This is a genomic window from Paenibacillus sp. V4I5, from assembly GCF_030817255.1.
Taxonomy (GTDB): domain Bacteria; phylum Bacillota; class Bacilli; order Paenibacillales; family NBRC-103111; genus Paenibacillus_E.
Map to the genome: position 1 here is coordinate 7,274,627 of NZ_JAUSZB010000002.1, position 25,310 is coordinate 7,299,936.

17 protein-coding genes are annotated in these 25,310 nt (G+C 45.2%); 14 read left to right on the plus strand and 3 right to left on the minus strand.

Going from position 1 to position 25,310, the window contains the following annotated elements; all coding sequences use genetic code 11:
- Position 1: 1 nt before the first annotated feature.
- Together QFZ78_RS34835 and QFZ78_RS34840 are read right to left on the minus strand one after the other, a co-directional pair.
- Positions 2-958, minus strand: a complete 957-nt coding sequence (locus QFZ78_RS34835) for a carbohydrate ABC transporter permease (RefSeq protein WP_307554182.1) — start codon at positions 956-958, stop codon at positions 2-4.
- 26 nt (positions 959-984) lie between these two features.
- Positions 985-2,313 carry an ABC transporter substrate-binding protein gene (locus QFZ78_RS34840; protein ID WP_307554184.1) on the minus strand — a complete coding sequence of 443 codons (1,329 nt, stop codon included), beginning with the start codon at positions 2,311-2,313 and terminating at the stop codon, positions 985-987.
- A gap of 216 nt (positions 2,314-2,529) precedes the next feature.
- On the opposite strand from QFZ78_RS34840, the gene QFZ78_RS34845 reads away from it, so the two are divergent.
- The 9 genes from QFZ78_RS34845 to QFZ78_RS34885 all read left to right on the plus strand — a co-directional run bounded on the left by QFZ78_RS34845 (position 2,530) and on the right by QFZ78_RS34885 (position 18,106).
- The gene (locus QFZ78_RS34845) at positions 2,530-4,869 is read left to right on the plus strand and encodes a helix-turn-helix domain-containing protein (protein ID WP_307554186.1); all 2,340 of its coding nucleotides are present in this window, start codon (positions 2,530-2,532) and stop codon (positions 4,867-4,869) included.
- Positions 4,870-5,008: 139 nt separating this feature from the next.
- Positions 5,009-6,787, plus strand: coding sequence for a cache domain-containing sensor histidine kinase (locus QFZ78_RS34850; RefSeq protein WP_307554188.1), 1,779 nt, complete (start codon positions 5,009-5,011; stop codon positions 6,785-6,787).
- A 3-nt stretch (positions 6,788-6,790) separates the two neighbouring features.
- On the plus strand, positions 6,791-8,395 hold the full coding sequence (locus QFZ78_RS34855; RefSeq protein WP_307554191.1) for a response regulator transcription factor: 1,605 nt from the start codon (positions 6,791-6,793) through the stop codon (positions 8,393-8,395).
- 117 nt (positions 8,396-8,512) lie between these two features.
- Positions 8,513-10,090: an extracellular solute-binding protein gene (locus tag QFZ78_RS34860; RefSeq protein ID WP_307554193.1), complete on the plus strand. Its 1,578-nt coding sequence runs from the start codon at positions 8,513-8,515 to the stop codon at positions 10,088-10,090.
- 34 nt (positions 10,091-10,124) lie between these two features.
- Positions 10,125-11,081, plus strand: coding sequence for an ABC transporter permease (locus QFZ78_RS34865; RefSeq protein WP_307554196.1), 957 nt, complete (start codon positions 10,125-10,127; stop codon positions 11,079-11,081).
- A 14-nt stretch (positions 11,082-11,095) separates the two neighbouring features.
- A complete protein-coding gene (locus QFZ78_RS34870) occupies positions 11,096-11,989 on the plus strand; it encodes a carbohydrate ABC transporter permease (RefSeq protein ID WP_307554198.1) in 894 nt (297 codons plus the stop codon).
- 24 nt (positions 11,990-12,013) lie between these two features.
- Positions 12,014-14,026: an alpha-L-arabinofuranosidase C-terminal domain-containing protein gene (locus QFZ78_RS34875; RefSeq protein ID WP_307554200.1), complete on the plus strand. Its 2,013-nt coding sequence runs from the start codon at positions 12,014-12,016 to the stop codon at positions 14,024-14,026.
- Positions 14,027-14,046: 20 nt separating this feature from the next.
- Positions 14,047-14,238 carry a hypothetical protein gene (locus tag QFZ78_RS34880; protein ID WP_307554202.1) on the plus strand — a complete coding sequence of 64 codons (192 nt, stop codon included), beginning with the start codon at positions 14,047-14,049 and terminating at the stop codon, positions 14,236-14,238.
- Between the two features lie 13 nt (positions 14,239-14,251).
- Positions 14,252-18,106: a carbohydrate-binding protein gene (locus tag QFZ78_RS34885; RefSeq protein WP_307554204.1), complete on the plus strand. Its 3,855-nt coding sequence runs from the start codon at positions 14,252-14,254 to the stop codon at positions 18,104-18,106.
- 78 nt (positions 18,107-18,184) lie between these two features.
- Here QFZ78_RS34885 and QFZ78_RS34890 read toward each other — a convergent pair whose 3' ends face one another.
- Positions 18,185-19,024: an AraC family transcriptional regulator gene (locus QFZ78_RS34890; RefSeq protein ID WP_307554206.1), complete on the minus strand. Its 840-nt coding sequence runs from the start codon at positions 19,022-19,024 to the stop codon at positions 18,185-18,187.
- 124 nt (positions 19,025-19,148) lie between these two features.
- Between QFZ78_RS34890 and QFZ78_RS34895 the strand changes: the two genes are divergently transcribed.
- The 5 genes from QFZ78_RS34895 to QFZ78_RS34915 all read left to right on the plus strand — a co-directional run bounded on the left by QFZ78_RS34895 (position 19,149) and on the right by QFZ78_RS34915 (position 25,310).
- On the plus strand, positions 19,149-20,663 hold the full coding sequence (locus QFZ78_RS34895; RefSeq protein ID WP_307556048.1) for a sulfatase family protein: 1,515 nt from the start codon (positions 19,149-19,151) through the stop codon (positions 20,661-20,663).
- A 21-nt stretch (positions 20,664-20,684) separates the two neighbouring features.
- On the plus strand, positions 20,685-21,662 hold the full coding sequence (locus tag QFZ78_RS34900; protein WP_307554208.1) for a formylglycine-generating enzyme family protein: 978 nt from the start codon (positions 20,685-20,687) through the stop codon (positions 21,660-21,662).
- A gap of 139 nt (positions 21,663-21,801) precedes the next feature.
- Complete coding sequence (locus QFZ78_RS34905) at positions 21,802-22,728, plus strand: ArsR/SmtB family transcription factor (RefSeq protein WP_307554210.1); 927 nt, start codon at positions 21,802-21,804, stop codon at positions 22,726-22,728.
- A gap of 226 nt (positions 22,729-22,954) precedes the next feature.
- Complete coding sequence (locus QFZ78_RS34910; protein ID WP_307554212.1) at positions 22,955-24,289, plus strand: ABC transporter substrate-binding protein; 1,335 nt, start codon at positions 22,955-22,957, stop codon at positions 24,287-24,289.
- A gap of 79 nt (positions 24,290-24,368) precedes the next feature.
- Positions 24,369-25,310 (plus strand): carbohydrate ABC transporter permease, encoded by a 942-nt coding sequence (locus tag QFZ78_RS34915; RefSeq protein ID WP_307554213.1) that lies wholly within the window; start codon positions 24,369-24,371, stop codon positions 25,308-25,310.

The window sequence follows — 25,310 nt, forward strand, 5'->3', positions numbered from 1 at the left end:
GTTAGTGCCCCCTTGCCTGATTGTCTTCACCAATCGAAAATAGCTTATTATAGCCCCACGATATGAAAAGTAACAATAGAAGCCATAATACGCCAATAGCTGCGCCTTCGCCCAAGTTTAATTTGATAAACGCAGTTTTGTAGCTTAGAATCGCTAACGTTGTGGTTGCGTTCAGCGGTCCTCCGCCAGTCATAATCCAGAATAACGGAAACATTTTGAAATTCTCGATCATGGAGATCAAAGTGACCGTTTTGATCGTATTCTTCAACTGCGGAAGCGTAATGTACCAGAACGTTTGTCGGCTGCCCGCTCCATCAATTTTGGATGCTTCATAAATTTCCGCGGAGATTCCCTGCATACCGGCAAGCAGCATGGTACTCATGAAGGGCAGCTGCCGCCAAAGGGCAGCCACCATAACAGCCGGCAATGCAAGATGGAGACTGCTCAGCCATTCGTAAGGTTTATCGATAATCCCCCAATTTACAAGGATATAGTTCAAAACACCGTATTGAGGCTGAAACAGCCACATCCATAATAATGCGACTACAATTGTCGGAATCGTCCATGGAATCAGGATGGCAGTACGCAGCAATTTACGCATTCGAACCACATGATTGAGCATCGACGCTAGAAGGATACCTAGTACAAATTGAAGAATCACGATACCTACGACATATATCAGAGTTGTTCGCAGTGCTTGAATAAAGTCATTTTCGGTCCACAAATGTAAGTAGTTGGCGAAGTTATTCCACCTGTAGTCATTCATTCGCACCAGTGTGACATCAAAGAAACTCATATAAATCGATTTGACGATGGGAATGCCGAGGGTCAGCAGTAGCAGCACCATAGGTGGCGCTAACAAAAAGAAAAGAAACCATCTGTCTTTGGCGCGACTCGATAACCACGCATTTCTGAAAGGTTTCTCGAGTTTCACACTTGTATCTGCTATGCTTTTCAAAGTTGTTCACTTCTTTCTATAAGGGGTCATTTCAGCGCTTGTTTAAGCTTGGCATCCAAATCAGACGCTATTTTTTCCGGCGATTCTTTAGCAATAGTAACTTTTAGAATGGAATCCGCCATATCCAGATACGATTGCTCTAGGCCCTGATTATTTTTGGGCAATGCGTTAATAGCACCCATTTGTTGGTTTAACGCTTTATCGAAAGGACTACTGTTGAATTCGGGCAGTGAACTTACCGATTTTCTGGCGGAAACGACATCACTCTTTTGATGATAAAGCAGCATCATGTCTTTGTCGGTTAAGAACTTGATGAAATTGGCTGCTTCTTGCTTATTTTTGGAATCTTTGGTGATGACGAGTCCATGGGCTTCGCCTATGGAGACGCTTTTGCCCGATTTGCCAGCAGGCATCAGAGCTGCTTCCCAAGTGCTATCGAACGCTTCTCCTTTACCGCTTAACGAACGGAACACGGCTTTACCGTAATATCCGTCCGCATACATGCCGAGACGTCCGATCGCGAACAGATTGCGCAGGTCTTTCAGTTTCGCCGCTTGTGGCGACAAGTTCTCGCTTATCAATGTCTGATAGTACTTAAAGGCAGAGATTGTTTCCGGTGTATTTACGTTTACCTTACCGTTCGTATCTAAGATAGAGCCGCCAAAGCTGTAAAGCGTCTTTAAGAAGATCATACCGTTGATGGGCAGCTTATCCGTCGGTTCGCCCAGCCCATATATATTTTCTCCGCTGTCGGTTTTTAGCTTGGAAATTTTACGGGCGATATCCAGCATTTCATCCATGGTTTTCGGCGGTTTTTGCTCCAATCCCGCCTTTTTAAACAGTTCCTTATTCCAATACAGAACGTAAGGCGAAGCTGCCCACGGAATCCCCATCAGCTTGCCATTATAAGTATAATCATCTTTATAGGAAGGAAGTAGATCATTTACGTAATCTTTTCCAAGCAAATCGTCAAGCGGTTCCACGATGTCGGAGGCGGCATAGGTTGGGAATGAAGCGGTGAATGTTTGGATGATATCAGGAGCATCGCCGCTTGATGCCATCACAAAGGTTTGATCTTTAATGTTTCCGAACGGAATACCAATAAATTCGATTTTGACATTCTTATGCAAACTCATGTAAGTGTCAGCCATTTGCTGCAGCGCATCCTTGGTTGCTGCTTCATTAATACTCCAGCTTGCGAACTTTAATGTAACGGGTGAACTGGAAGTGCTGGGTGCAGATGCTTGATCATTCCCTTTTGGCAATTCACTCGGTTTATTTCCCTGTGACGAGCAAGCAGCTAATAATGAAACTGTTAAGCAGCCCGTTAATACAATGCTTACATATTTTCTCATTTTCAATCCCCCTGACAAGTAATTGACTTGCACATTTATCATATCGTTCTTGATTCTTAGCTGTATATGGGAAGTATTCGTATGTTCATCTCGAAAAGTCATATCTCAGCATCATACATTACTGACGTGCGTCATGATTTTCTGACACTTTATATCATAAACGGGATGAGTTATGGCATAATTAAGGCATATTGCATAAAAAGAAAGGTAACTATCATGAGAACATTTACTCGGCAATGGACACAATGGAAAAAAACGAATCGGTTGCTGTTGTTATATTTCATCTCCTATATAATTGTTATTCTCATGCCTGTTGTTGGAATCGGTTTCTTTTCATATCGTCTTGCTTTGTACACGGCTGTAGATGAAATCAGCCGTTCTCATACTAATTCATTGCGGCACACGGTGGCAACATTTGACGATACACTAAGAAGAATCAACTCGCTGACAGTGGCTATTGGCTTGGATGGGAGATTGAACAGTTATTCCGCCGATCATGAAAATCGTTACTTGCTTAATGAGTTTCAAGATATGCTCAAGCAAGCCGTCGCACAGGATCAGAAGATTCAATCCATCCAGCTTTTTTTCGAATCCGGTCAGGTAATGATTTCTTCCGATGTGTTCATTCATCCTTACCAAGGCAGCATGGCTGACCGTTGGGTGGAGGCGATTCGGAGAACGGATCATGATCATCTTTGGCTTCCCCCCAGGCTAATAAGCAATAATGACGAACAGGAAAAAAGTATTATCACATTTATTAGCAAGGTACCTATCAGCTACCATGAAAAAATCGGATATCTGGCGATACATCTTTATGAGGATCAACTGCAGGAACTGCTTACGCAAATGCAAAATATTGCGCACATTAACACGTATATCGTCGCATCGGACGGTCAATTTATTACGTCATACAAGCAGGCGAATATAGGCAATGACGTGACTCAAGCAAATATGAAGCAAGTTGCTTCGACTGCAGGTGAGGGCTTTTTTACAGATAAAGCCCATCAGCCGCATTTGCTGGTCGCTTATTCGACCCAACTATGGAATGGATGGAGGCTTGTGTCCCAAACGCCTCTAACCAATATTTACGAAAGACTTTCCTATATTGGGTGGCTCACATTAGGATTCTGCGTGATGTTAAGTATAATTGGCATTGTGATCTCATATTGGCTTTCACGTAAAATGTACGATCCGATCAAACAATTGATGGAGCGAACAAGAACATACATGGAGGAGCTCTCTTTAGAAAATCCGTTACTTCATACAAACGAACTGAGTTTGGTATCCGATGTACTGAAGACAGCCATAGGGGAAAAGAAACTGCTGGACCAGCTTTTTCTCAAGCAGACACCGGCAATGCTCGATCGCTTTGCGATGGCGCTGCTGCATCAACGATTAACAGATCATTCGGACATTCAAGAGCAAATTGAACTTTATCGTTTGGAGCTGTCGATGCGAGGGTATGTCGTTATGCTCATCGAAATGGACTATGCCGCCGAATTAACGCAGCGTTTTTCAAGTAAAGAATTGAATTTGTATCAATATGCGATCTCGAATATCATTTCAGAGTTGATTCAGACGCAAACCCATTATCGATTTGTCATCACGGATGTATCGGAGCACCAGCAGGCCGTTATTATCAATGTTTTCGATATAATGGAGGCGGAAGAGCTTCGGGAGCTCGCCGGGCATGTGCAGTCTGTCATTGGTGAACTATTAAAATTATCGATTTCGATCGGCATAGGCAGTGTCTATCTGGATATCACCCAAACGCATAAATCTTATCAAGAGGCACTCCAGGTACTTAAAAGCAAGCTTCTCCATGGTGCTAAATCTGTACTTTTGTACGAATTAAACGAAATACACATTCAAGAGCAGGATAGAGACTATTATCCATTGTTGCAGACCGAGAAGCAGATCACGAATAACCTAAAGGTGGGAAACACGGAAGAGGTTTTGTCGATTCTAGAAAAGCTGAAAACGGAAATTACACAAAAGCAGCTTCAATCAGAATCGGTTTATATGGCTTATAATCGTGTACTTGAAGCCAGTATTGAAGCGTTACTCGAACATAATGGCCACCCGCGTCAATTATTCGGTCCAGATATCATACTTTACCGGGAGCTGGCCAAACGGGAAACCATTGATCATATCCACCAGTGGATCTCGGGTATTGTTGCCCAAATCACAACATTCATTCAAGAGCAGGACAATAAAAACAATAAAACCGTAGAAAAAGTCGTTGCATACATTCATGCACACTATCAAACAGACTTGTCCATCGAAATGATTGCCATAGGTGTAGGCTTTAACTCTTCTTATTTGAGCCGTATATTCAAGCAGCATAGGGGCCAAACCATCCTTGAGTATCTAACGCTGAAAAGAATGGAAGAAAGCAAAAAGCTGTTAATGGATACAAATATGAACTTGAATGATATCTCCATGGCGGTTGGCTACAACAATGTAAACAGCTATATCCGTTTTTTCAAAAAGATAGAGGGGATTACTCCGGGGGAATACCGGAAAAAGAGAACAAGCAATTCCTTGGCAGAGTGAGGATATTGCTGAAGAGGATGGACAGGGGCTATGCATTGCACCTTGTTATGAGTAATATAAAAACATGAATCAAGCTCCTGTTCGGGCTGGATTCATGTTTTTTCTACTAATTGATCATATGAAAAGGAGGTGCCGGTTAATGAAGTTATTCTCCATAAAAAAGCTGATTTCACCTACTGTAAGCATTCAGGGGAAAATCTTTGTCGCATTCAGTCTGGTTACTCTGTTTGGAATCGTTGCTGTGACGAGTATTGTTTATTTGTATATGAGAGAAACGGTCAAGAATAATGCGATTACTTCCGTCATGGAAAGCATACGACAAGCGGACGAATCATTAAATCTTCGGCTGGAGGAAGTTAGTCGCTTAAATACGGTGGTCGCTACCAATAAAACAGTGCTGGATACGCTGCTTAGCAAGACGGAGGAACCAAGCTACGAGTGGTTCCAGGAGCAAAAGCGTATCGAGGAGTTTTTATCCGCTTTGATTGCCTATAAGCCATATATTTCACGCGTTGCCGTCATCGGGTTGAACGAAAAGGTGTTTTTCGTCGGCTCCCCTTGGCTCGACAAAAACGTTTTATACACACCAATGATGGATTATCTACTTCAAAATGGCTCAGGTCATGCTTATTTTCATCAAACCGGCGTCAGTGACTCCATTGTGACCGGGCGCGAGCTCCGATATAACCGTAATTTAATCGGTATGGTGATGTTCGATCTGAATGACGAGTTCATTAAGAAAATATATGATGTCAAACCTACGTCGGATAGTATGTTGTTTGTGGTTGACAGGAACAACGAATTCATTTATCAACCCCAAACAAGCGCCCTTGACAAGGAAACGATCATGGGGCTAAAACAGGAGCTGGCCGGTACAGACGGTTCGGTTGAAAGGGTCATCGACCAGAAATCTTATCTGGTCGTCACGCGAAAATCGGATTATACAGGATGGTCCACGGTAGCACTCGTTCCGATGAAGTCGCTTTTAACGGAAACAACGCGGATCCGTAATGTATTAGCCACAGTAGCCATTATAGTGTTTATGATTATCGTAATCGCCACTTTACAAGTTTCATCAAGAATTACAAGAAATATTCGAAGGCTGAGATCCATGATGATGCATGTCATGGAAGGCAACATGACGCTCCCGTCCATAGAAATTCATTCTAAGGATGAAATAGGTCAGCTCTATCAGGTATTCAAAAGTATGGTGGAAGAATTAAAGCGTTTACTTGAGGGAATCGTGACCACCGAGAAGGAGAAGCGTGAAGCGGAGTTGGCTGTTTTGCAGGCTCAAATCCGTCCCCATTTTCTTTATAACACGCTGAATACGGTAAAGTATTTGGCTAAGCTTAACGGGGTGCCGAATATTGTTGAGGTATCGGAATCTTTGATTGAACTCATGCGCGGTGTATTGGGGAATACGAATGAATTTCTCTCCCTGCAAGAAGAACTGCAGTATGTCCGCAGCTACGTAAATATTGAAAAATATAAATATGTGGAACCCTTACATGTGAACATAGAAGTCGAAAATGAAGAGCTTTTACAATACAGCGTTTTAAAGTTAATGCTGCAGCCTCTTGTGGAAAACGCCATCATTCATGGCATATCATCTTCGGAGCATGAAGGTCTGGTGTTAATTCGCATTTATGAGGAAAACAAAGAACTGAGAATCGAAGTCAGAGATAATGGAAAAGGAATGTCGAAGGAACAGATCGATGCTCTTTTAGAAGTAAATAAAGACCAGACCAGCACACGCTTCAGCGGCATGGGAGTTCGTAATGTGCACGAACGCATCGTTCGACTGTTCGGGGAGCCTTACGGCGTGTTCCTCTATAGTGAGCCTGATTCGTATACCAACGTGCAGATCAGATTCCCATTGCTGCCGAGTGCGGATCGTATGCAAAAGGGGGAATGATAGATGTTTCAAGTATTATTGGTGGATGACGAGGCCTTGGCACGCAACGATATAAAGAGCATATTGGACTGGGAAAAGCATGGGTTCACCATATGTGGTGAAGCACATAACGGATCTATGGCACTTTCCATGATGGAGCAAAATGCTCCGCATATCGCCATTTTGGACGTAAGTATGCCCTTAATGAATGGGGTGGAATTGAGCCGTATGATCAAAGACAGATTTCCCAAGGTTAAAATGATCATGCTGAGCAGCTTTGACGATTACGATTATGTTCGGACTTGCTTAATGAACGGTGCTATGGATTATTTGCTCAAACATCGCTTGAACCCGGCTGCGCTTTTGTCGCTTCTGAATAAAGCGGTTCAGGAATTGAAGAGTGAAGAACGGGAGCATGAAGCTCGCAGTGCTCAAACCAAAATGATTGAACGTCTAAGTCCGGTTATACTTCGCGAGCACGTAGCTAATTTGGCTAGAGATGTCCAAGAAGCCGGTGAAGAGCTGCAGTCTTATGCACGGGACAATGAGCTCTATACCCATTCCATAAATTATGGAACCGCTGCCGTACAAATCGTTCCTTTTCTGTTGTTGACGGAGTCCTTGACCGATGTACAGAAGAATCGCTTTGTACAGCAGGCTACGGATGTCATGCAGATGGCAATTGGTGACATTCAGAAGCGGACGGTTGGCTATGTGGGGGAGGGACGCTTTATTGTCCTATTTTCTTCTGCGGATCGAAGCGAGCACACGATTACAACCCAAATCAATCAAGCTATGAGCAGCCTTTCCCATTCTCTCGAGAAATTCCTTAACTTAAAATGTGTCTATGCGATAGGGCAGCTATGCGGAAGTTTAAGACAGCTTGGTGTCAGTTATAGCAAAGCTAACCAGGATATGAACGACATGTTCTATCAAACCTCGCATACATCCATCCTGAAGGATTCACTGTTTATTGAAGAGCAGAAGCAATTACTGCTTTTTCTGGAACAGTTGGATGGGGAAAGGATTAACCATATCATTTCAACCATTTTTGCTGGAGTACGGAGTCTGCCTGTCTACGCCATGACGGTGCAAATCATTGTAAGCGAAATGCTGCATATTGTTGAAATATCGTTGAAGCGGCATTTTCCTCATACACCCATAGAAAAAAACGAACTCATCCCTTCACGGAGTGAACTTGGGCGAATAGGAAGCATTGCCGAGCTTGAGCAATGGTTGTTAAATTACTATGCACGTATGGTTGAAGTCATCAAGCAACAGCATGCAGGAGGACCCTATTCGCGTCATATTTCGAAAGCCATACAATTTATTACGGACAACTATGCTTCCAACATTTCTTTGGACATCACGGCGAGTGCCCTTAATTTGAATCCTTCCTACTTAAGCAGATTGTTCAAAGAGGAAACGCATTTGACGTTCACGGAATATTTGAACCGAGTTCGTATTAAAACAAGCTGCATGCTCATGGAATCCGGCTCTTATTCTTTGAAAGAGATTAGCAGTCAAGTCGGTTTTTTGAGTTATACTTACTATTTTAAAGTTTTTAAAATCATAAACAGAATGACACCTCAGGTGTACATGGATAACCTCAAACAGTCAAAAAAGTAGAATGGAAAGTCATATATGTTGAACCATAAAGAGAAAAACATTGACTATAATTAGATCAACCCTAAGAAAACGCTTTCTTTAGGGGGAAGAAAACATCTCGAACGGAGGAACGTAAGCATGAAAAGAAATTGGGGGACTTTACTGCTTTCCACATTAGTAGTTTCAGGTATGACACTTACCGCATGCAGCTCGGATACGACGAGCAAGGAGAATGAGAACAAATCCAATACAGATGCAGAGAAAAGTGTGTCTACAGCCGGATTTCCCATTGTCAATGAACCGCTTAAGCTGAAGATGTTCACAAGAATTGCGCCATCCAACGGACCCTTTAAGGATATGCCGGTGTTCCAGGACTATGAAAAATTGAGCAATATTCAGGTTGAATTTATCGAGGCGCCAACCGATGGTTTTCCTGAGAAAAAGAACCTTTTGTTTGCATCTAATGAGCTCCCTGATGCGATGTACCGCTCAGGCCTTACACCTTTAGAAGCAATCCGCTACGGTTCAGGCGGCCAATTAATTCCGCTCGAGAAGCTGATTGATTCGTACGCTCCAAACCTGAAAAAATTAATGGATACCTATCCTGAGATTCGTTCAGCCATTACAACACCCGAAGGCCATATTTATGCCATCCCGGGTATTGTAAGCGTCAACGCTGCCAGAACTGACAAAAGATGGATGAATCAAGCATGGCTGAAGAAGCTGAACCTGAAGGAACCTGAGACTACGGACGATCTGTACGAGGTGCTAAAAGCTTTCCGGGATAAAGATCCTAATGGCAACGGTAAGCAAGACGAGCTTCCGATGACAGCACGCAACGCCTTAAGTATCGTACCTATCATGGCCGGATCTTTTGGTCTGGATTTTCAGTTAGGTTATAACATTAACTTGGAGAATAACAAGGTTAATATTTGGATGGGCAGTGATCGGAATAAAGAATTATTGATGTATTTAAACAAGCTGTACTCGGAAAAACTGCTGGATCAGGAACTATTTACTGCGAAAGAAGCTCAATATCTGGCCAAGCAAGGGTCAGGAAATACCGGCTTCTTCTTTGATCAGACGAACAATCCCATGCTGGACACGAAAGTTGCAGATCAATATATTGGCATAGCCCCGGTTAAGGGACCGCATGGTGACAGACTGCAGTTAGCCGCTCCGGTACCAAGGGATTTTGGAGCTTTTGCCATCACCTCGGTTAACAAGAATCCGGAAGCAACAATGCGATGGGTAGATTATTTCTACGGCGACGAAGGTTCCACTTTGCTGCGATTCGGTCGTCTGAATGAGAATTATGAAATGCGCAATGGGATTCCCTTTTATACAGATGCCTTTTTGGCGACAGGCAATCAATCCAAAATCACCCCTTACGCTGGAGGCGGGGCACCGCATCTGATCAGCGAGAAGGTTGCTTCTTACATCAATCCGCCACAGGTCCAGGAAGCTCAAAAGAAACTCGATCCTTTCATGCCGAAGATTCGCTATGCAGCGCCTATGTTTGACGAGCAAACAGCCCAACAAATCAATATGCTGCGGAACGATATTGATAAATATTACGATGAGCAGAGCACCAAGTTTATTGCAGGCGCCCTTAGCTTCGATAAGTGGGGAGAGTTCCAGGCCACTTTGAAGAAAATGAAAATAGACGAGCTGCAAAAGCTGTATCAGGCCGCTTACGATAACCTCAAAAAGTAAAAATAAGCGCCTCATAAAGGCTGGAGGACTACAGATGAAGAGTACGGCAAATACTGTGGGCGTTGCGTCTCGATCCAAAACGAGGCGCTCCAGCCTCTTAAAATCGATGGGTAGTCGATACGATCTCTACCTGATGCTGCTGATACCTATCGCCTGGTACCTTGTGTTCCATTATGGACCTTTGTATGGTTTGCAGATTGCATTTAAAAACTTCAGCCCGGCCAAGGGGATCAGTGGCAGTGCATGGGTGGGTTTGGATCATTTCAAACGCTTTGTAGAATCTTATTATTTCTGGAGGCTCCTGTGGAACACCATTTCGATAAACTTGTTCTCCCTATTGTTTGCTTTTCCTATTCCAATACTGCTGGCTTTACTTATTACTGAAATCCGTAACAAAGCATTCAGCAAAATTGTGCAAAACATTACTTACATCCCTCATTTTATATCTGTCGTCGTCATGGTAGGCATGCTGATGGTGTTTTTATCTCCGCAAGGGGGTCCTGTGAATACGATCATTGAAGCATTTGGCGGGGCACCGGTTCGATTTCTGGATTCAGCTGGCTTGTTTAAGTCCATCTTTATTGGATCTAACATATGGCAAAATATGGGGTGGCAATCGATTATTTATATTGCGGCTCTTAGCGGAGTCAACCCGCAGCTGTACGAGGCGGCCAAAATGGATGGTGCAAGTCGATTGCGGCGCATTTGGCATGTCTCCATTCCAGGCATTCTCCCTGTCATCGTCATCCTGCTCATTCTTGATGTTGGACATTTCATGAATGTCGGTTTCGAGAAAATTTTGTTAATGCAAAATAATTTGAACTTGGAATCTAGTGATGTCATATCTACCTTCGTCTATTCAGCAGGTATTCTTAAAGGAGAATACAGCTATACAGCAGCAATTGGCCTGTTTAACTCTATTGTTAACTTAATGCTGCTGATACTCGTAAATCGCTTTGCCCGTAAAAAGGCAGAGACAAGCTTATGGTAAGGAGGGGCTATGTGATGAGGGAACAAACGCCCAAGAAAAGAAATTCGGATGAGAAAATATTCGATGCTGTCGTTAACTCATTGGCTGTCATTATATTGGTAGTGGTGCTCTACCCGTTACTATTTATCGTTAGTGCATCCTTCAGTGACCCAGCTTTGGTGCTGAATGGCGAAGTGCTTTTACTTCCTAAACAGATTACTTTAGAGGCATACAAGAATGTATTTCAAAACGCTCAAATATGGAACGGATATGGAAATACCATTGTGTATACGATTGTTGGTACGGCGATCAATCTAATCATGACAACATTAGCGGCCTATCCGCTTTCAAGACCAGACCTGCCTGGGCGGGGTGTTATCATGTTTTTCGTAACGCTTACGATGTTTTTCAGCGGGGGGCTCATTCCATCTTATCTCCTCGTTAAAAACTTAGGTATGGTGGATACGATGTGGGCGCTAGTGATACCTGGCGCAATTGCCACCTATAATCTGATTGTCATGAGAACTTATTTTCAATCCAATATCCCTTGGGAGATCCAAGAAGCGGCACACATCGACGGATGTTCGAACTGGAAGCTTTTGACACACGTGATATTGCCGCTTTCCAAGCCGATCTTGGCAGTCATGATCCTGTTTTACGCTGTCGGTCACTGGAATTCATTCTTCAATGCCTTGATCTATATTCGGAGCAAAGATATGTACCCGTTACAACTTGTGCTGCGTGAAGTGCTGATGGTCAGTCAGGCGGATGCGGTTGACAGCAATGTGGGACTGGAATCCAAAGTACTGCTGGCTGAGAGTATCAAATATGTGGTTATTATTATTTCTAGCTTACCGGTACTGCTAATGTATCCTTTTGTACAGAAGCATTTTGTGAAGGGCGTTATGATTGGTTCATTAAAAGGATAATGGATGGAAGGAAGCGTTGTGTTTATGCAAGCAAGAGCTAAGATCCAGGTGAAGACGAATCAAGTCCGTAAAGACAGAATTAATCCTTACATATTCGGACATTTTGTGGAAGATATCCGTGATCATATGAATGCGATGTTGGCCTATCCACTTGCGGATATGGATTTTGAAAGTGCAGACGTGACATGTAGGGGGCTCTCCGGACGCTGGCGTCCTTATACGAATGGGAAAAGCACCATGTATGGCCTTGAGTCTGCTGCTGCGCATCATTCCGGACATAGTCAGTTGGTACGTATCTATAGTGACGACGAGGAATACGCAGGTATAAGTCAAGCGATTGCTGTGAAACAAGATCGGGATGGCTATTATTTGGCTCTGTATGCACGAGCTTCTATCGAAATCAAGTATGTTGTAGCAGAGATTGTAGATACGACGAGTGGAGAAGTGCTTGGGCGGACGCGAATAGATCTGGTTAGCCATAACTGGAAGCATTATGAATCGCGACTGACGGTCAGTCGGTCTTGTGAGCAAGCGGAGTTCAGATTATATGTACCTTCGGATCATGAGCGCTGGCTGGATCATGTATCCACGGGGATGCTTTGGCTTGATCATATTTCACTCTTGCCTTCTGACAGCGTAGGCAATGTTCGTAAAGAAGTCATGGATATGACTAGGGACTTAAACGCCGGCATGATGCGGCTTGCAGGGAATTATATTAGTGCCTATCATTGGCAGCAGGCGATTGGCCCTGTATATGAGCGGCCCTGTGTAGTCAATGAAGCATGGGGAGGATGGACCAATAAGTATTTTGGTACGGATGAGTTTATTGGGTTTTGCCGTGAACTGAATGTGGAGCCTCTGATTTGTGTAAACGACGGGTCAGGTACTCCGGAGGAAGCTGCCGAGTGGGTTGAGTATTGCAATGGCGATACGAATTCCCCTATGGGAAAACTGCGGGCTGCTAATGGGCACGCCGAGCCGTATGGTGTGAAGTACTGGGAGATCGGCAACGAAGTTTGGGGAGCATGGCAGGTCGGGCATTGCAGCGCCGAGCAATTCACAGAACGCTACATGCGATTTGCCCAATCTATGAAAGCAATCGATCCAGGGATTAGGCTGCTCGCTTGCGGTAATGAGAAAATGGATTGGAACATAACCTTGCTGGAACGAGCTGCTGAGCAGATCGATTACTTAACCTTGCATTTGTATCACGGATATAACCGTTTTGGGATGAATGCTCATACGCCGAAAGAAGAGCGCTATAAGGCCATCCTCTCTTATCCGGAATGGACGAGGGAGACCGTAAGGCAATTAAGGGAGATGTTCGGAACATCCGCCCGTTATGCTCACCTGAAATTGGCGATCACCGAGTACAATATGATGTATTATCCGAATACCATCCGCAAGGGTCTTCCGAATGAACACACCTTAGAAGCAGCGGCTGCAAATGCAGCGAATTTGAATGAATACATTCGAAATAGCGATTTGATTGAAATAGGCAGCTTCTCCGACCTCGTCAACGGCTGGCTTGGCGGATGTATCCGAGTAGGGGATTTCTATGCGGATCAGTTTCGGGGTAAGTCCGCTGGCAGAAGCGAGAATTCCTTGACCGTGTACGGCACTCCAAGCTATTATGTCATGAAAATGTATGCGAACCGAGACTTGGGCTATGTGGTGGAGAGCCATACCGATTGCGGCAGCTTTCAAGTGGGTAGCCTTGCGCCTGCTGCACCACAGCTTGATAACCTGCCGAATTTGGACGTCGTGGCTTGTACGAATGATCGTGGCGATAAACTGACAATCTTTATGGTGAATCGAAGTCTCGAAGATACGCTAACCGACGTGCAGTTGGACGGATTTGCAGAGTCGGGCACAGCTCGTCTGTTGGAAGTAACAGCGGACGATTATGAATCAATAAATAGTGTGCAAAATCCGGATGCGGTGGTCTGCGAAGCTCATGAATTATCAGTAATGAAATCTCAAGTGACCTGTCAGCTGAAGGCGTCATCCGTCTATGTATTAGAAATCACTCGCTAACGGGAGTAAAGGATAAACGGATGCTACAGATTAAAGATATGAAGGCGATCAAACCGGTACCCGGCGCGATGGAAGCCGTTCATGATGTTCGCGACGGCAATCCGGTCATTCGTTCGGGAATAACGCCTGACGGCAGCGATGCCGTGGTCCTGTCGAACAAGGGCGACGGTCTTTCCAGCGATCCTGGTACTCTCATGAATCCCAATGAATAGGAGCTGATTATAAATGAAAAAATGGTTGATGGGACTGCTTGCTTTTGTCTTACTCTTTTCTTTTCCTGCATCAGGATTCTCTTACAGCAATCCGCAAATCGTTCCGGACTCATGGCGTTGGGAAAATGGGAATTTTTATGGGGAAGGCGATCCGTTCATCCTGAAATTTAACGGAGTCTACTATCTATACACCAGTACGGTAGACGATAAGCCGGGTGTGAAGGTTTGGTCGTCGGAAGACCTGTTGCATTGGGAATATCGCGGACTGTGCGCTGAGGAACCTGTTACTATGGGAGCCTATGCCCCTGAGGTTGTTTACTGGAACGGCGATTTTTACATGTATACGGCTCTGCTTCGGGATGACGGTACCACGCAGCGAGGTCATCGCGTGCTGAAGAGCTCAAGTCCTACAGGTCCCTTTACAGCCCAAACGGGCAACAAGGTAAATGGCATTGACGGGCACGTATTCATTGACGATGACGGACAATGGTACTTCTACAGCACGGGCAATGGCAATATCGACGTTCGTCCGATGTCCGATCCGTATACGTTCGGAGAGAAAGTGAATACGGGAGCCGTGATGAAGGGTTGGACCGAGGGTCCGACGTTAATCAAACGCAATGGAAAATACTATATGACATATACCGGAAACCACATATGGAGCGATGCATATAGGGTGGATTATGCAAGCAGCACGAATCCGGTTACGGGTTTCGTGCCAGCCACATCCCAGAACCCGATTCTTCTCGATACGGAAGGAGACCATGTCGGGCTTGGGCATAACTCCATTGTTCGTGGTCCCGATCTGGACTCCGATTATATGGTATACCACAGTCATGCCAAACCGGGGCGAAATCTGAACCTGGACCGAATCGTATGGAACGGGGATAAGTTGCTCGTGCTGGGTCCCACGACATCCGAACAGCCCGACCCGGCAATGCCTGAGTTCAGTGACCGGTTCCAAAGAAATGGACTGGGTGATGATTGGAGGGTTGTAGGCGGAGGAAATTGGGGAATCCGGGACGGTAGTACATTGTATCAAGATGCAATGGGTGAACCGGAACAATCTCATAAACTTCTATCCCAGAAAGCGACGGATGACAACTTCACGGCGGAGTTCAACCTGAAGCAATCAGATAAGGGGAACAGTGCGAACCCGCTGATGGGTGCAGTATTCTCCTACACGAATGAGAACAATTATGGTATTGCCGTGCTTAACCCCAAACAAAATCGTTTGGAGACCGTGTTCCGCGTGGATGGCAAGGATACAGACCGGGTAACTACTCCTCTTCCAGATGGCTATAATTATACGAAATGGCATCAGATCCGTGTGGAGAAGGAGGGCTCCGACTATCGCATCCATGTAGACGGCATGTTGAAACAAACCCGTCCCGTCGAACGTCTTGGCAAGGGCAAGATCGGTTACACGACAACGGATGCCCATGCGGATTTCGGATATGTCGCGTTTAGCAATAAGGTGGGCGGAAACAGCGCCAACGCCGCTTACAAGCCGATTCCCGGCGAGATCCAGGCCGTTCATTTCAACCCAAATGGAAATGGCAAGTCCGATGGCAATGCCGATCAATCCAAAATCGCCGAAGATCCGGATGGCGGTTACCATGTCGCATTGTTCAATAAGGGGAATTTGTCATATAACGTAAATGTATCCGAAGCGGGTACCTATGATGTCGTAATCAGGTATGCCGCAGCAGCCGATGCGCGAGTGAAGCTTGAACTCGATGAATCAACCGAACTGACGGACATGGTACGGCTTCCTTCGACAGGCGGTGCGGATCAATGGAACAATCTGGTGATAAAGGATGTCAAGCTTCCGCAAGGGCTGCATAAGCTCAAAGTGATAGCCGTCGGGGGGGCGTTTGATGTTGCCTCTCTGAAGTTGGGCCGCTCCGCTGCAGCGATCCCCCTATCCGATGATTTCAATGACGGCAACGATTCTGACTGGATGAAATTCGAACAGGGCTGGCGGGTAGATACCGGGGAAGCAACTCCGTTTGACATTCCCAAGCCGGTCCCGGGTATCATCGAAGCGCCTTTCTACAATACGGGCGGTGAAGGTATAGCCTACCATGATAATACGCCTGAAAACATCGGCGGTGCCTATCGAGGCGATTCCGTCGATATCCGTACGAACAATAATTTCAACAGTCTTAACGTCGGATGGAACCAGGCTGGCGAATGGCTCAAATACAACATCGACGTGAAACGCGCGGGAATGTATAAGATCGAAGTAACGGCAGCAACCACGTTCAACGATAATCAAGCGCGTATATGGCTGGACGATTATACGGATCTGACCGGTGCGATCAATATTCCGAGTACCGGGGGCTGGAACAATTGGCAGACAACCGTAACCGAAGGCGTCTATTTGCCGGAGGGCCGGCATGCGATTACCTTCGAAACGGTTAAAGGCGAGTATGACTTCGCGAGGCTGAAGTTCGTTTCCTTCGACGTACCCAAATCAATTCCGGGCGTTGTCGAAGCCGTTCATTATAACACAGGTGGCGAGGGTGTCGGTTTCCATGACAATACGTCAACGAATATCGGCGGCCAATATCGCAAGGATGCGGTTGACATTCGCGTCAATCCGAAAGGTGGCTGGAACGTCGGTTGGAACCAGACCGGCGAGTGGTTGAAGTATAACGTGAGCGTTGCCAAGCCCGCTGCCTATGACGTCAGTGCCCGGATCGCAACGGGGCTTGACGGCGGGAAAGTCCGGTTATGGCTTGATGATACGATCGATTTAACTGGGGTCGTTGATATTCCCAATACCGGAGGATGGAATAACTGGAGAAACGTCAAGCTTGGAGACTTAACGCTTCCGGAAGGTGACCATACCATTAAGGTTGAAATCGTCCAGGGCGAATATGATTTCGCTAGTCTCTCGTTTAATACTTTAAATGAATCCCAGATGCTTCCCGGGACCGTTCTTGCCGTGGATTACATGAATGGAGGGGAAGGGGTCGCGTACCATGACAACACACCGGACAATATTGGTCGTCTATTCCGTACCGATGCCGTCGATATCCGTATGCTCCCGGAAGGGTTCACGACGGGTTGGAACCAGACCGGTGAATGGATGAAATACAATGTGAATGTCGCCGAAGCAGGTTCATACAAGCTGGATTTGCGAGTAGCTACAGGCATGGCTGGCAGTCAAGTCAGACTTTGGCTTGATGATACAACCGACCTTACAGGTATTATCAATGTTCCAAACACCAGCGGCTTTCATGAATGGATGACGGTAACGAAAGAAGGAGTTACCCTTCCCGCAGGCAATCACACCATCAAGGTGGAAATTGTAACCGGCGAGTTCGACTTTTACAGCTTCCGTTTCCACAATGACCCGATCGTTCCTAAACAAGGCGTATACAAATCGCAGCCGAAAGGGTATCCGAAATCGGTTATCGGTGACAGCAGCTGGTCGGACTATATCGTGGAGACGGATATCAAGTTGGGCGCAAATACGCAAGCGGGAGGTAACGCTGGCATCATTTTTCGTGTAAACAATCCCGCTGACGGAACGTTATTGGGGCAGAACAGAAACGATTTCCTTCAGGGCTACATCGCATACCTGACCACAGATGGCGTGCATCTGGGCAAATTCAATTATAACTTCCAGTACTTGACCGGAACGGCACTAGCAGGCACGGTTGGGAATTGGCAGCATATGAAGGTAGTTACGAGCGGCACTAGGATCAAGGTTTATGTTGGGGACATGGAAAAACCCCTAATTGATTACACGGATCAGAGCGGGACGGTTTTCACGCATGGCAAAATAGGGGTTAGAAGCTTCAACAGTGAAAGCTTAATCGATAACTTCATAGTGACGCCGAATCCGGCGGAATAAACAACATAATCACCCTCTTCTGTGGCCTATCTGCACAGGAGAAGGTGATTATTCTTGTCATTTTACGAGGTTCGCTCCCTAACCACGGAATGTTTTCGGGGATAACCCGTAATATTTCGTAAATGCCCGGCTGAACGAATACAAATCAGGATAACCGAGGGAAAGTGCGATTTCAGTTACCGCAAGACGGCTTTCCTTGAGCAGCTGAGCGCCTCTTTCCATTCGAAGCTGCTGCAGGTACTGCATGGGGGAACAGCCGTATGCTTCCATGAAGGAAGCATACAGATGCGAACGATGAACTCCAGCGTACTTGGCAGCCGTTTCGATCGTTATTTGCTCGGTACTGTGGAGTTCCAAGTAGTCTTTTACTCTTACCAGCCAATGGCGTTTCGGATCTTTTTTTACTGACAGCGACGACTGCTTCTTCAATCTCCAAAAAAGTTCCATTAACAAGCTTTGTTCCTTCAACGGGTCCAAATTCTCTGTTTCATAGCCCTGGAAAATTAGGCGAAGCGTTCCCCACACCCGATGGTCCATCAATTGTCTGCCAAAGAACGATTCCGGCGAAAGCCCTGCTTCAGCAAGCAGCAATGAAGCCTGGGGTCCATCCACTGCCAGCCAAGCCATTTGAAGCGGCGACTTGTCCTCTGATAAGGAGCGGTACGAATAGGAGCGGCCCGGAAAGAGACAGAATACGTCGCCTTTTTCCAGAACGACCTCCACTTTGCCTTCCGACACTTTTAGGGTACCACTCAGCACAAGATGAAATCCGAATTGACGAATGATTTTCGGTCCGACTTCATAATGAGGCTTGGCCCTGTTTCGGCCTGCCCTCACAATCCAGCAGCCTCCTGAGGTCTGCAGCGGGGTAGGAAGGGCATACCAGATATCGGCGTATTCATGAGCGTATTCCTGCATACACATCACCTTTTTTTGAATTTTGAAGACAAAATGACAAGTCAAATCATCTTGTTATTTTCAGATCGTAAAGTTTAGTATACCATTTATACAACGAATTATATGTATATTAAAGGAGCTGAAGATTTTGACCAGACCCAACATTTTGCTTATCACCAGCGACCAGCAGCATTGGAATACAATAGGAGCGTTTAACGAGGAAATCCATACCCCTAATCTGGACCGATTGGTTAGGGAAGGGACGACGTTTACGAGAGCATATTGTCCGAATCCGACCTGTACTCCGACCCGATCGTCGATCATTACCGGCATGTATCCGAGTCAACACGGGGCGTGGACACTCGGCACTAAGCTGCTGGAAGATCGGCATACCGTAGGAGAGGATTTCAACAAGAACGGTTTTCAAACAGCTTTGATCGGTAAGGCTCACTTTCAACCCCTGCGCGGTACAGATGAGTATCCTTCGCTTGAAGCATACCCGCTACTTCAGGATTTGGATATCTGGAGAAAATTTACGGGGCCTTTCTATGGCTTTGACCATGTGGAGTTAGCCCGAAATCATACAAATGAAGCACATGTAGGCCAGCATTATGCCATTTGGATGGAGGAGAAGGGCTGCAAGAATTGGCGTGATTATTTTCTCCCCCCAACCGGCACAATGGATAAAAGCATTATGCACAAATGGCCGATACCGGAAGAGTTTCACTACAATACTTGGATCGCTGAAAGGTCAAATGCTATGCTCGAGCAGTACAAGGAGAATAACGAGCCATTTTTCTTATGGTCGAGCTTCTTCGATCCGCATCCGGATTATCTCGTGCCGGAGCCTTGGGATACGATGTATGATCCGGACCAGCTTACGATACCAGTGGTCACCCCAGGAGAGCATGACCGGAATCCGCCGCACTTCCGGATGACACAGGAGGAGAATCCTGATTTCTCCGCATGGCGCGAAACCGGCCAAGGGATTCATGGCTACCAATCTCATTCTCTGCAATCCCCGGACGAACGTAAAAAACTGGTAGCGACTTATTACGGAATGATCAGCTGTATGGACAAATATATCGGCAAAATTCTCAATAAGCTGGATGAGCTTGGTCTTGCAGACAACACGATTGTCGTGTTTACGACGGACCATGGGCACTTCTTTGGTCAGCATGGGCTGCAGTACAAGGGCGGCTTTCACTATGAAGATTTGATCAAGCTGCCCTTTATTGTCCGTTATCCCGCCCACGTCCCGGAAGGCCGTGTTTCCCCGGCGATTCAATCGCTTGTCGACCTTGCGCCCACCTTCCTGTCGCTTTCCGGTATTCCGATTCCTCCAGTAATGACAGGGGTGGATCAAAGCGGTGTCTGGCTCGGTACACAACCGGAAGCCAGAAATCATACCGTTTGCGAGTTTCGGCACGAGCCAACGACCATTCATCAGAAGACGTATGTCGATGAACGGTATAAAATCACGGTATACTATAATCAAACCTACGGTGAAATCTTCGACCTTCAAGAAGATCCCGGAGAGCTTAATAACCTTTGGGATGAGCCGCAGCACGCTGCACTTAAATCCGAATTGCTTTTGAAATACGCTTGGGCGGAGTTGGGAAAAGAATCGATGCCCATGCCACGCATTTGGCACGCATAAATAGAAAGTGAGGCATAGGGGATGTCAGAACATACTTCTTCCAAACCATCCTGCTGCGGTGCAGGAAGAAACCAGTTAGAAACAGGTTTCGTGAAAGTGGGTAAGCTTGAACGGAAATCCGGCGCGTTGGATATAACTGCTAGAACGTCTAAAGATAACATGATTTATTTGCCGGGCGGCTCTTTTCTGATGGGGACGGATGATGGGGAAGGTTTTCCTGCGGATGGCGAAGGACCTATCCGTACAGTAGAGATCAGCTCCTTCTATATCGATCCGTGTGCCGTTACGAATGCAGAATTTCACACATTCGTCGAAGCTACCGGATATGTTACTGAAGCGGAGAAATTCGGTTGGTCGTTTGTGTTCCATCTGTTTGTTTCTCCGGAAACAGCCGCGAAGGTGAAAATCAAAGTGCAGCATACACCCTGGTGGTTGGTAGTGGAAGGCTCTGATTGGAGGCATCCGGAGGGGCCGGATTCCAGCATTGAAGAGCGTCTGAATCATCCGGTTATCCACGTCTCCTGGAATGACGCGACGGCATACTGCCGGTGGGCGGGAAAGCGGTTGCCAACGGAAGCGGAGTGGGAATATGCCGCTCGCGGCGGGCTGGAACAGAAACGATATCCATGGGGAGACGAATTAAAGCCGGGAGGTGTTCACCGCTGTAACATTTGGCAGGGAAAGTTTCCGGATAAAAACAATCAAAGCGATGGATTTGCAGGAACAGCACCAGTGAATTCGTTTGAGCCGAACGGATACGGGTTGTATAACGTATCTGGCAACGTGTGGGAATGGTGCGCGGATTGGTTCAGCCCGACATATCATCTGAATAGCTCCAAAGTTAACCCGCTCGGTCCGTCATCTGGTGATAACCGAGTGCTTCGCGGGGGATCTTATCTATGTCATAAGTCTTACTGTAATCGCTACCGGGTAGCGGCAAGAAGCAAAAATACGCCGGATAGTTCTACAGGAAACATCGGTTTCCGCTGTGTGAAATAAAAAAAGCCAGTCAACACTTTTTTCAGTGTTCGGACTGGTTTTTTTAATGCTATATATTTCATGAATATGCATCCATGGACGTATACCTCCATTTATTATATGATATATGTATTCATACAAAAATTCGGGAGTGAATTCGATGCTAGAATTAAATATAGAAAATCCAGATGAGCTTGTTCTTGTAGCCCATGCATTATCCACTGATTTAAGGGTCAACATCATCCAACTGTTAAATACAAAGAAGTTGAATATAAATGAAATTGCTGACGCGCTTCAGATCCCTGTATCCACCGCAGCTTCCAATGTGAAGATATTAGAAAAGGCTCGACTCATTGAAACTGAGCTGCTGCCGGCGACACGCGGAGCTATGAAAGTATGTACGCGAACTTACCATGACATCCATATCATATTAAATTCACAGTTCTATCATGTACAGCCGGATAAAAACTGCTATGAGATCGAAATGCCCATCGGATACTTTACGAATTGCCAGGTGTCGCCTACCTGTGGGATGGCCAATACGGAGAAAATGATTATTCAGGAAGATTCGCCTGCCGGCTTCTTTCATCCCGATCGCTTTTCTGCACAAATCATCTGGTTCCGCAAAGGATTCGTTGATTACCGTTTTCCGTTGGAACTTCCGAAAGGTGCTAAAATTCAATCCGTCCAGTTCAGTTTTGAAATCTGCTCAGAAGCTCCAAATTATGATAACAACTGGCCATCTGATATTTCGTTTTGGGTGAACGGGGTCGATGTGGGAACTTGGACCTCGCCGGGCGATTTCGGAGGGCGAAAAGGGAAGTTAAACCCAGGATGGTGGCAAGAAATTTCGACCCAGTTTGGATTGCTAAAAACGTTGAGTGTGGATGGTACCATGACCGCAATTGATAACGTTCAAGTGTCTTCGGTCAATTTGCATCAATTAGTGCTTGGAAATAATAGCTTCATTGATTTAAGATTAGGCGTGAAAGATGATGCGAAACATAAGGGCGGTATGAACTTATTCGGTAACAAATTTGGGGATTATGAACAAGGGATCGTCATGAAAGTGTTCTATACGGTTTAAATGATGGGGAATAAGGTCATACAAACAACAATACTGTGTTGACCTATCTTTTTGTACAAAAAAAGTGTATTAATAAGATGAAAATTGCCATTACGTACAATAATATTAAAATAAACGTTGACATTATGTTATGTAAGCGTTATTATTCTCTAATAAGATACAAAAAAATGGTTGTAATACAAAATTACTGTTTTGTATCTTCCAAATTAAAAAGGGAGCGATTGAATTGAAAACAAAAAAAGGTTTAACGTCAATGCTAGGCGCCACAATGTTAGTATCCCTATTGGTAGGTTGCTCAAGTAACGGTGGTTCAAGCGCAACTCCGATCAGCACTGAAAAGGCAGCAGAGACGACGAAACCGGAAAATACCGGAGGCAAGAAAACAGAGCTTGTATTCTGGACGCTGTTTGGGGGCGGCGATGGCGAGTACATGGATCAGATCATTAGTTCTTTTAATAAATCGCAGGATAATATTTCAATCAAGAACGTCAAATTGGAGTGGGCAGAATATTACACCAAGCTCTTGACTGGTGTGTCTGGTGGAAAAGGTCCGGATATCGGGGTTTCCCATACATCCAAATTACCTGAACTAATTAAAGCGGGAGTAGTAACTGAACTAGATACGACTGGTAAGGCCATTAATCTCAACTGGGATAACTATAACAGCAATATTTTGAGTTCCGCTACAGTGAATGGAAAGCATTATGCGGTACCGATCGATACGCATCCTTTCATCATGTACTACAATAAGAAGCATTTACAAACAGCTGGAGTGCTGGGCACTGATGGCAAACCTACAATTGAATCAGGTGCTGATGGCTTCGTCAAATTCTTAACAACGCTGAAAGATAAGCTTCCTAAAGATGTAACACCATTCGCTTTTTCTAATAATGCGGATGATCCATACCGCTTATGGTGGGCGCTCTATTCCCAACAAGGCGGAAATGATGTTATTTCGGATGACGGCAAAACACCTGCGATTGATACGGATAAGGCAATTAAAGCGGCAAACTATATCAAGGACTTATATTATACAAGTAAAGTAATTAAACCGCAGGATCCTGACTTTTACAAAACGTTCCAAAGCGGCAAGGGTGCCATCATGATGACAGGCGTGTGGGCTACAGGAATTTGGGAAACGACCAAAGATCTTGATTTCGGTGCTATGCCAATTCCTAATATCTTTGGAAATTCGAAAACATGGGGAGATTCCCACACCATCATCTTGCCAGTGACCGCGAAGGAAGATCCTAAGAAGCGCGAAGCTGCATTGACGTTTGCCAACTATGTTGCTGAAAAAGGCGGCCAAGTTTGGGCAAAAGCAGGACACATTCCTGCCAACAAATCTGTTTTCGATACAGCAGAATACAAAGCTCTTAAATACCGCAGTGACTATGCAAGTGTAGCTGGTGATGTGGTATTCCCTAAGGTATCAGATAAAACATGGCCTAAGAATGATGTTTTGAAAAAATATTTGGATGAAATTTGGTTGAATAAAACCCCGACGGATGCTGTGTTTAAGAAGATTGATGGTGAGTTAAAAACATTGCTCTCTAAATAAATGCTATTAAACTAGATAACAAGCTTGGAGTATCCTACTTCAAGCTTGTTACTTTCAAGAAAGAGAGGTGCGATACTACATGAGTACAAATGAAATTGATTTGAATAAAAAATCGGTCACCGTCCGGTCACAAACGAAAACAAAGCAGTGGCGGCTGGACATCCTGGCTTTTCTATTTCTTTTGCCTTTTCTTGCCTTATACTCCGTGTTTACGTTATTCCCGATGATCAAAGGACTGCAGATGAGTCTGTACGACTGGACGCTAATTAAAAAGATGGATTTTGTTGGCCTTAATAATTATATCGCTATGGTACAGGATGCAAATTTTTGGCGTGCGCTCTGGAACTCAACGTACTTTGTTATCTTATCTACGCCTAGCATGCTTATATTTGCTCTACTGCTCGCGGTCATTGCCAATCAAAAAACGAGACTTCAGAAATTTTTCCGCAACGTCTTTTTCTTGCCGAGTGTATTATCTGTATCTGTCGTTTCGTATGTAGGTCTTTTTGTTATACAGCCTTACACAGGCTTTCTGAATAATTTACTTAAATTAGTTGGTATTCTTTCGGTAGATCAAGAGATATTTTGGTTGACTGAATCATCTCTTGCCTGGATTGCCATTACGGCCATTACACTTTGGTGGACTGTTGGGGTTAACATGATTCTGTACTTATCGGCTATGCAGGATATTCCAGATGATATTTATGAAGCCGGGAGACTCGACGGCGCTTCGGAAAGACAAATGTTTTTTCGAATGACGCTTCCACTATTAGGTCCTATTACAAAAACGATATTACTGCTTCAAATTATTGCTTCGTATAAAGTGTTTTTGCAAATTTACATCATTACTCGCGGCGGACCGGGTACAGATACACGGCCAATTATTCAGTATATTTACGAGGAAGGCATCAAAAACAACCATATGGGTTATGCAGCTACCATGTCGTATGCGCTATTTGCCATACTCCTTGTCTTGTCGTTGATCCAATTGAGAATGAGTGCGAAGAAGGAGGCGATCTAA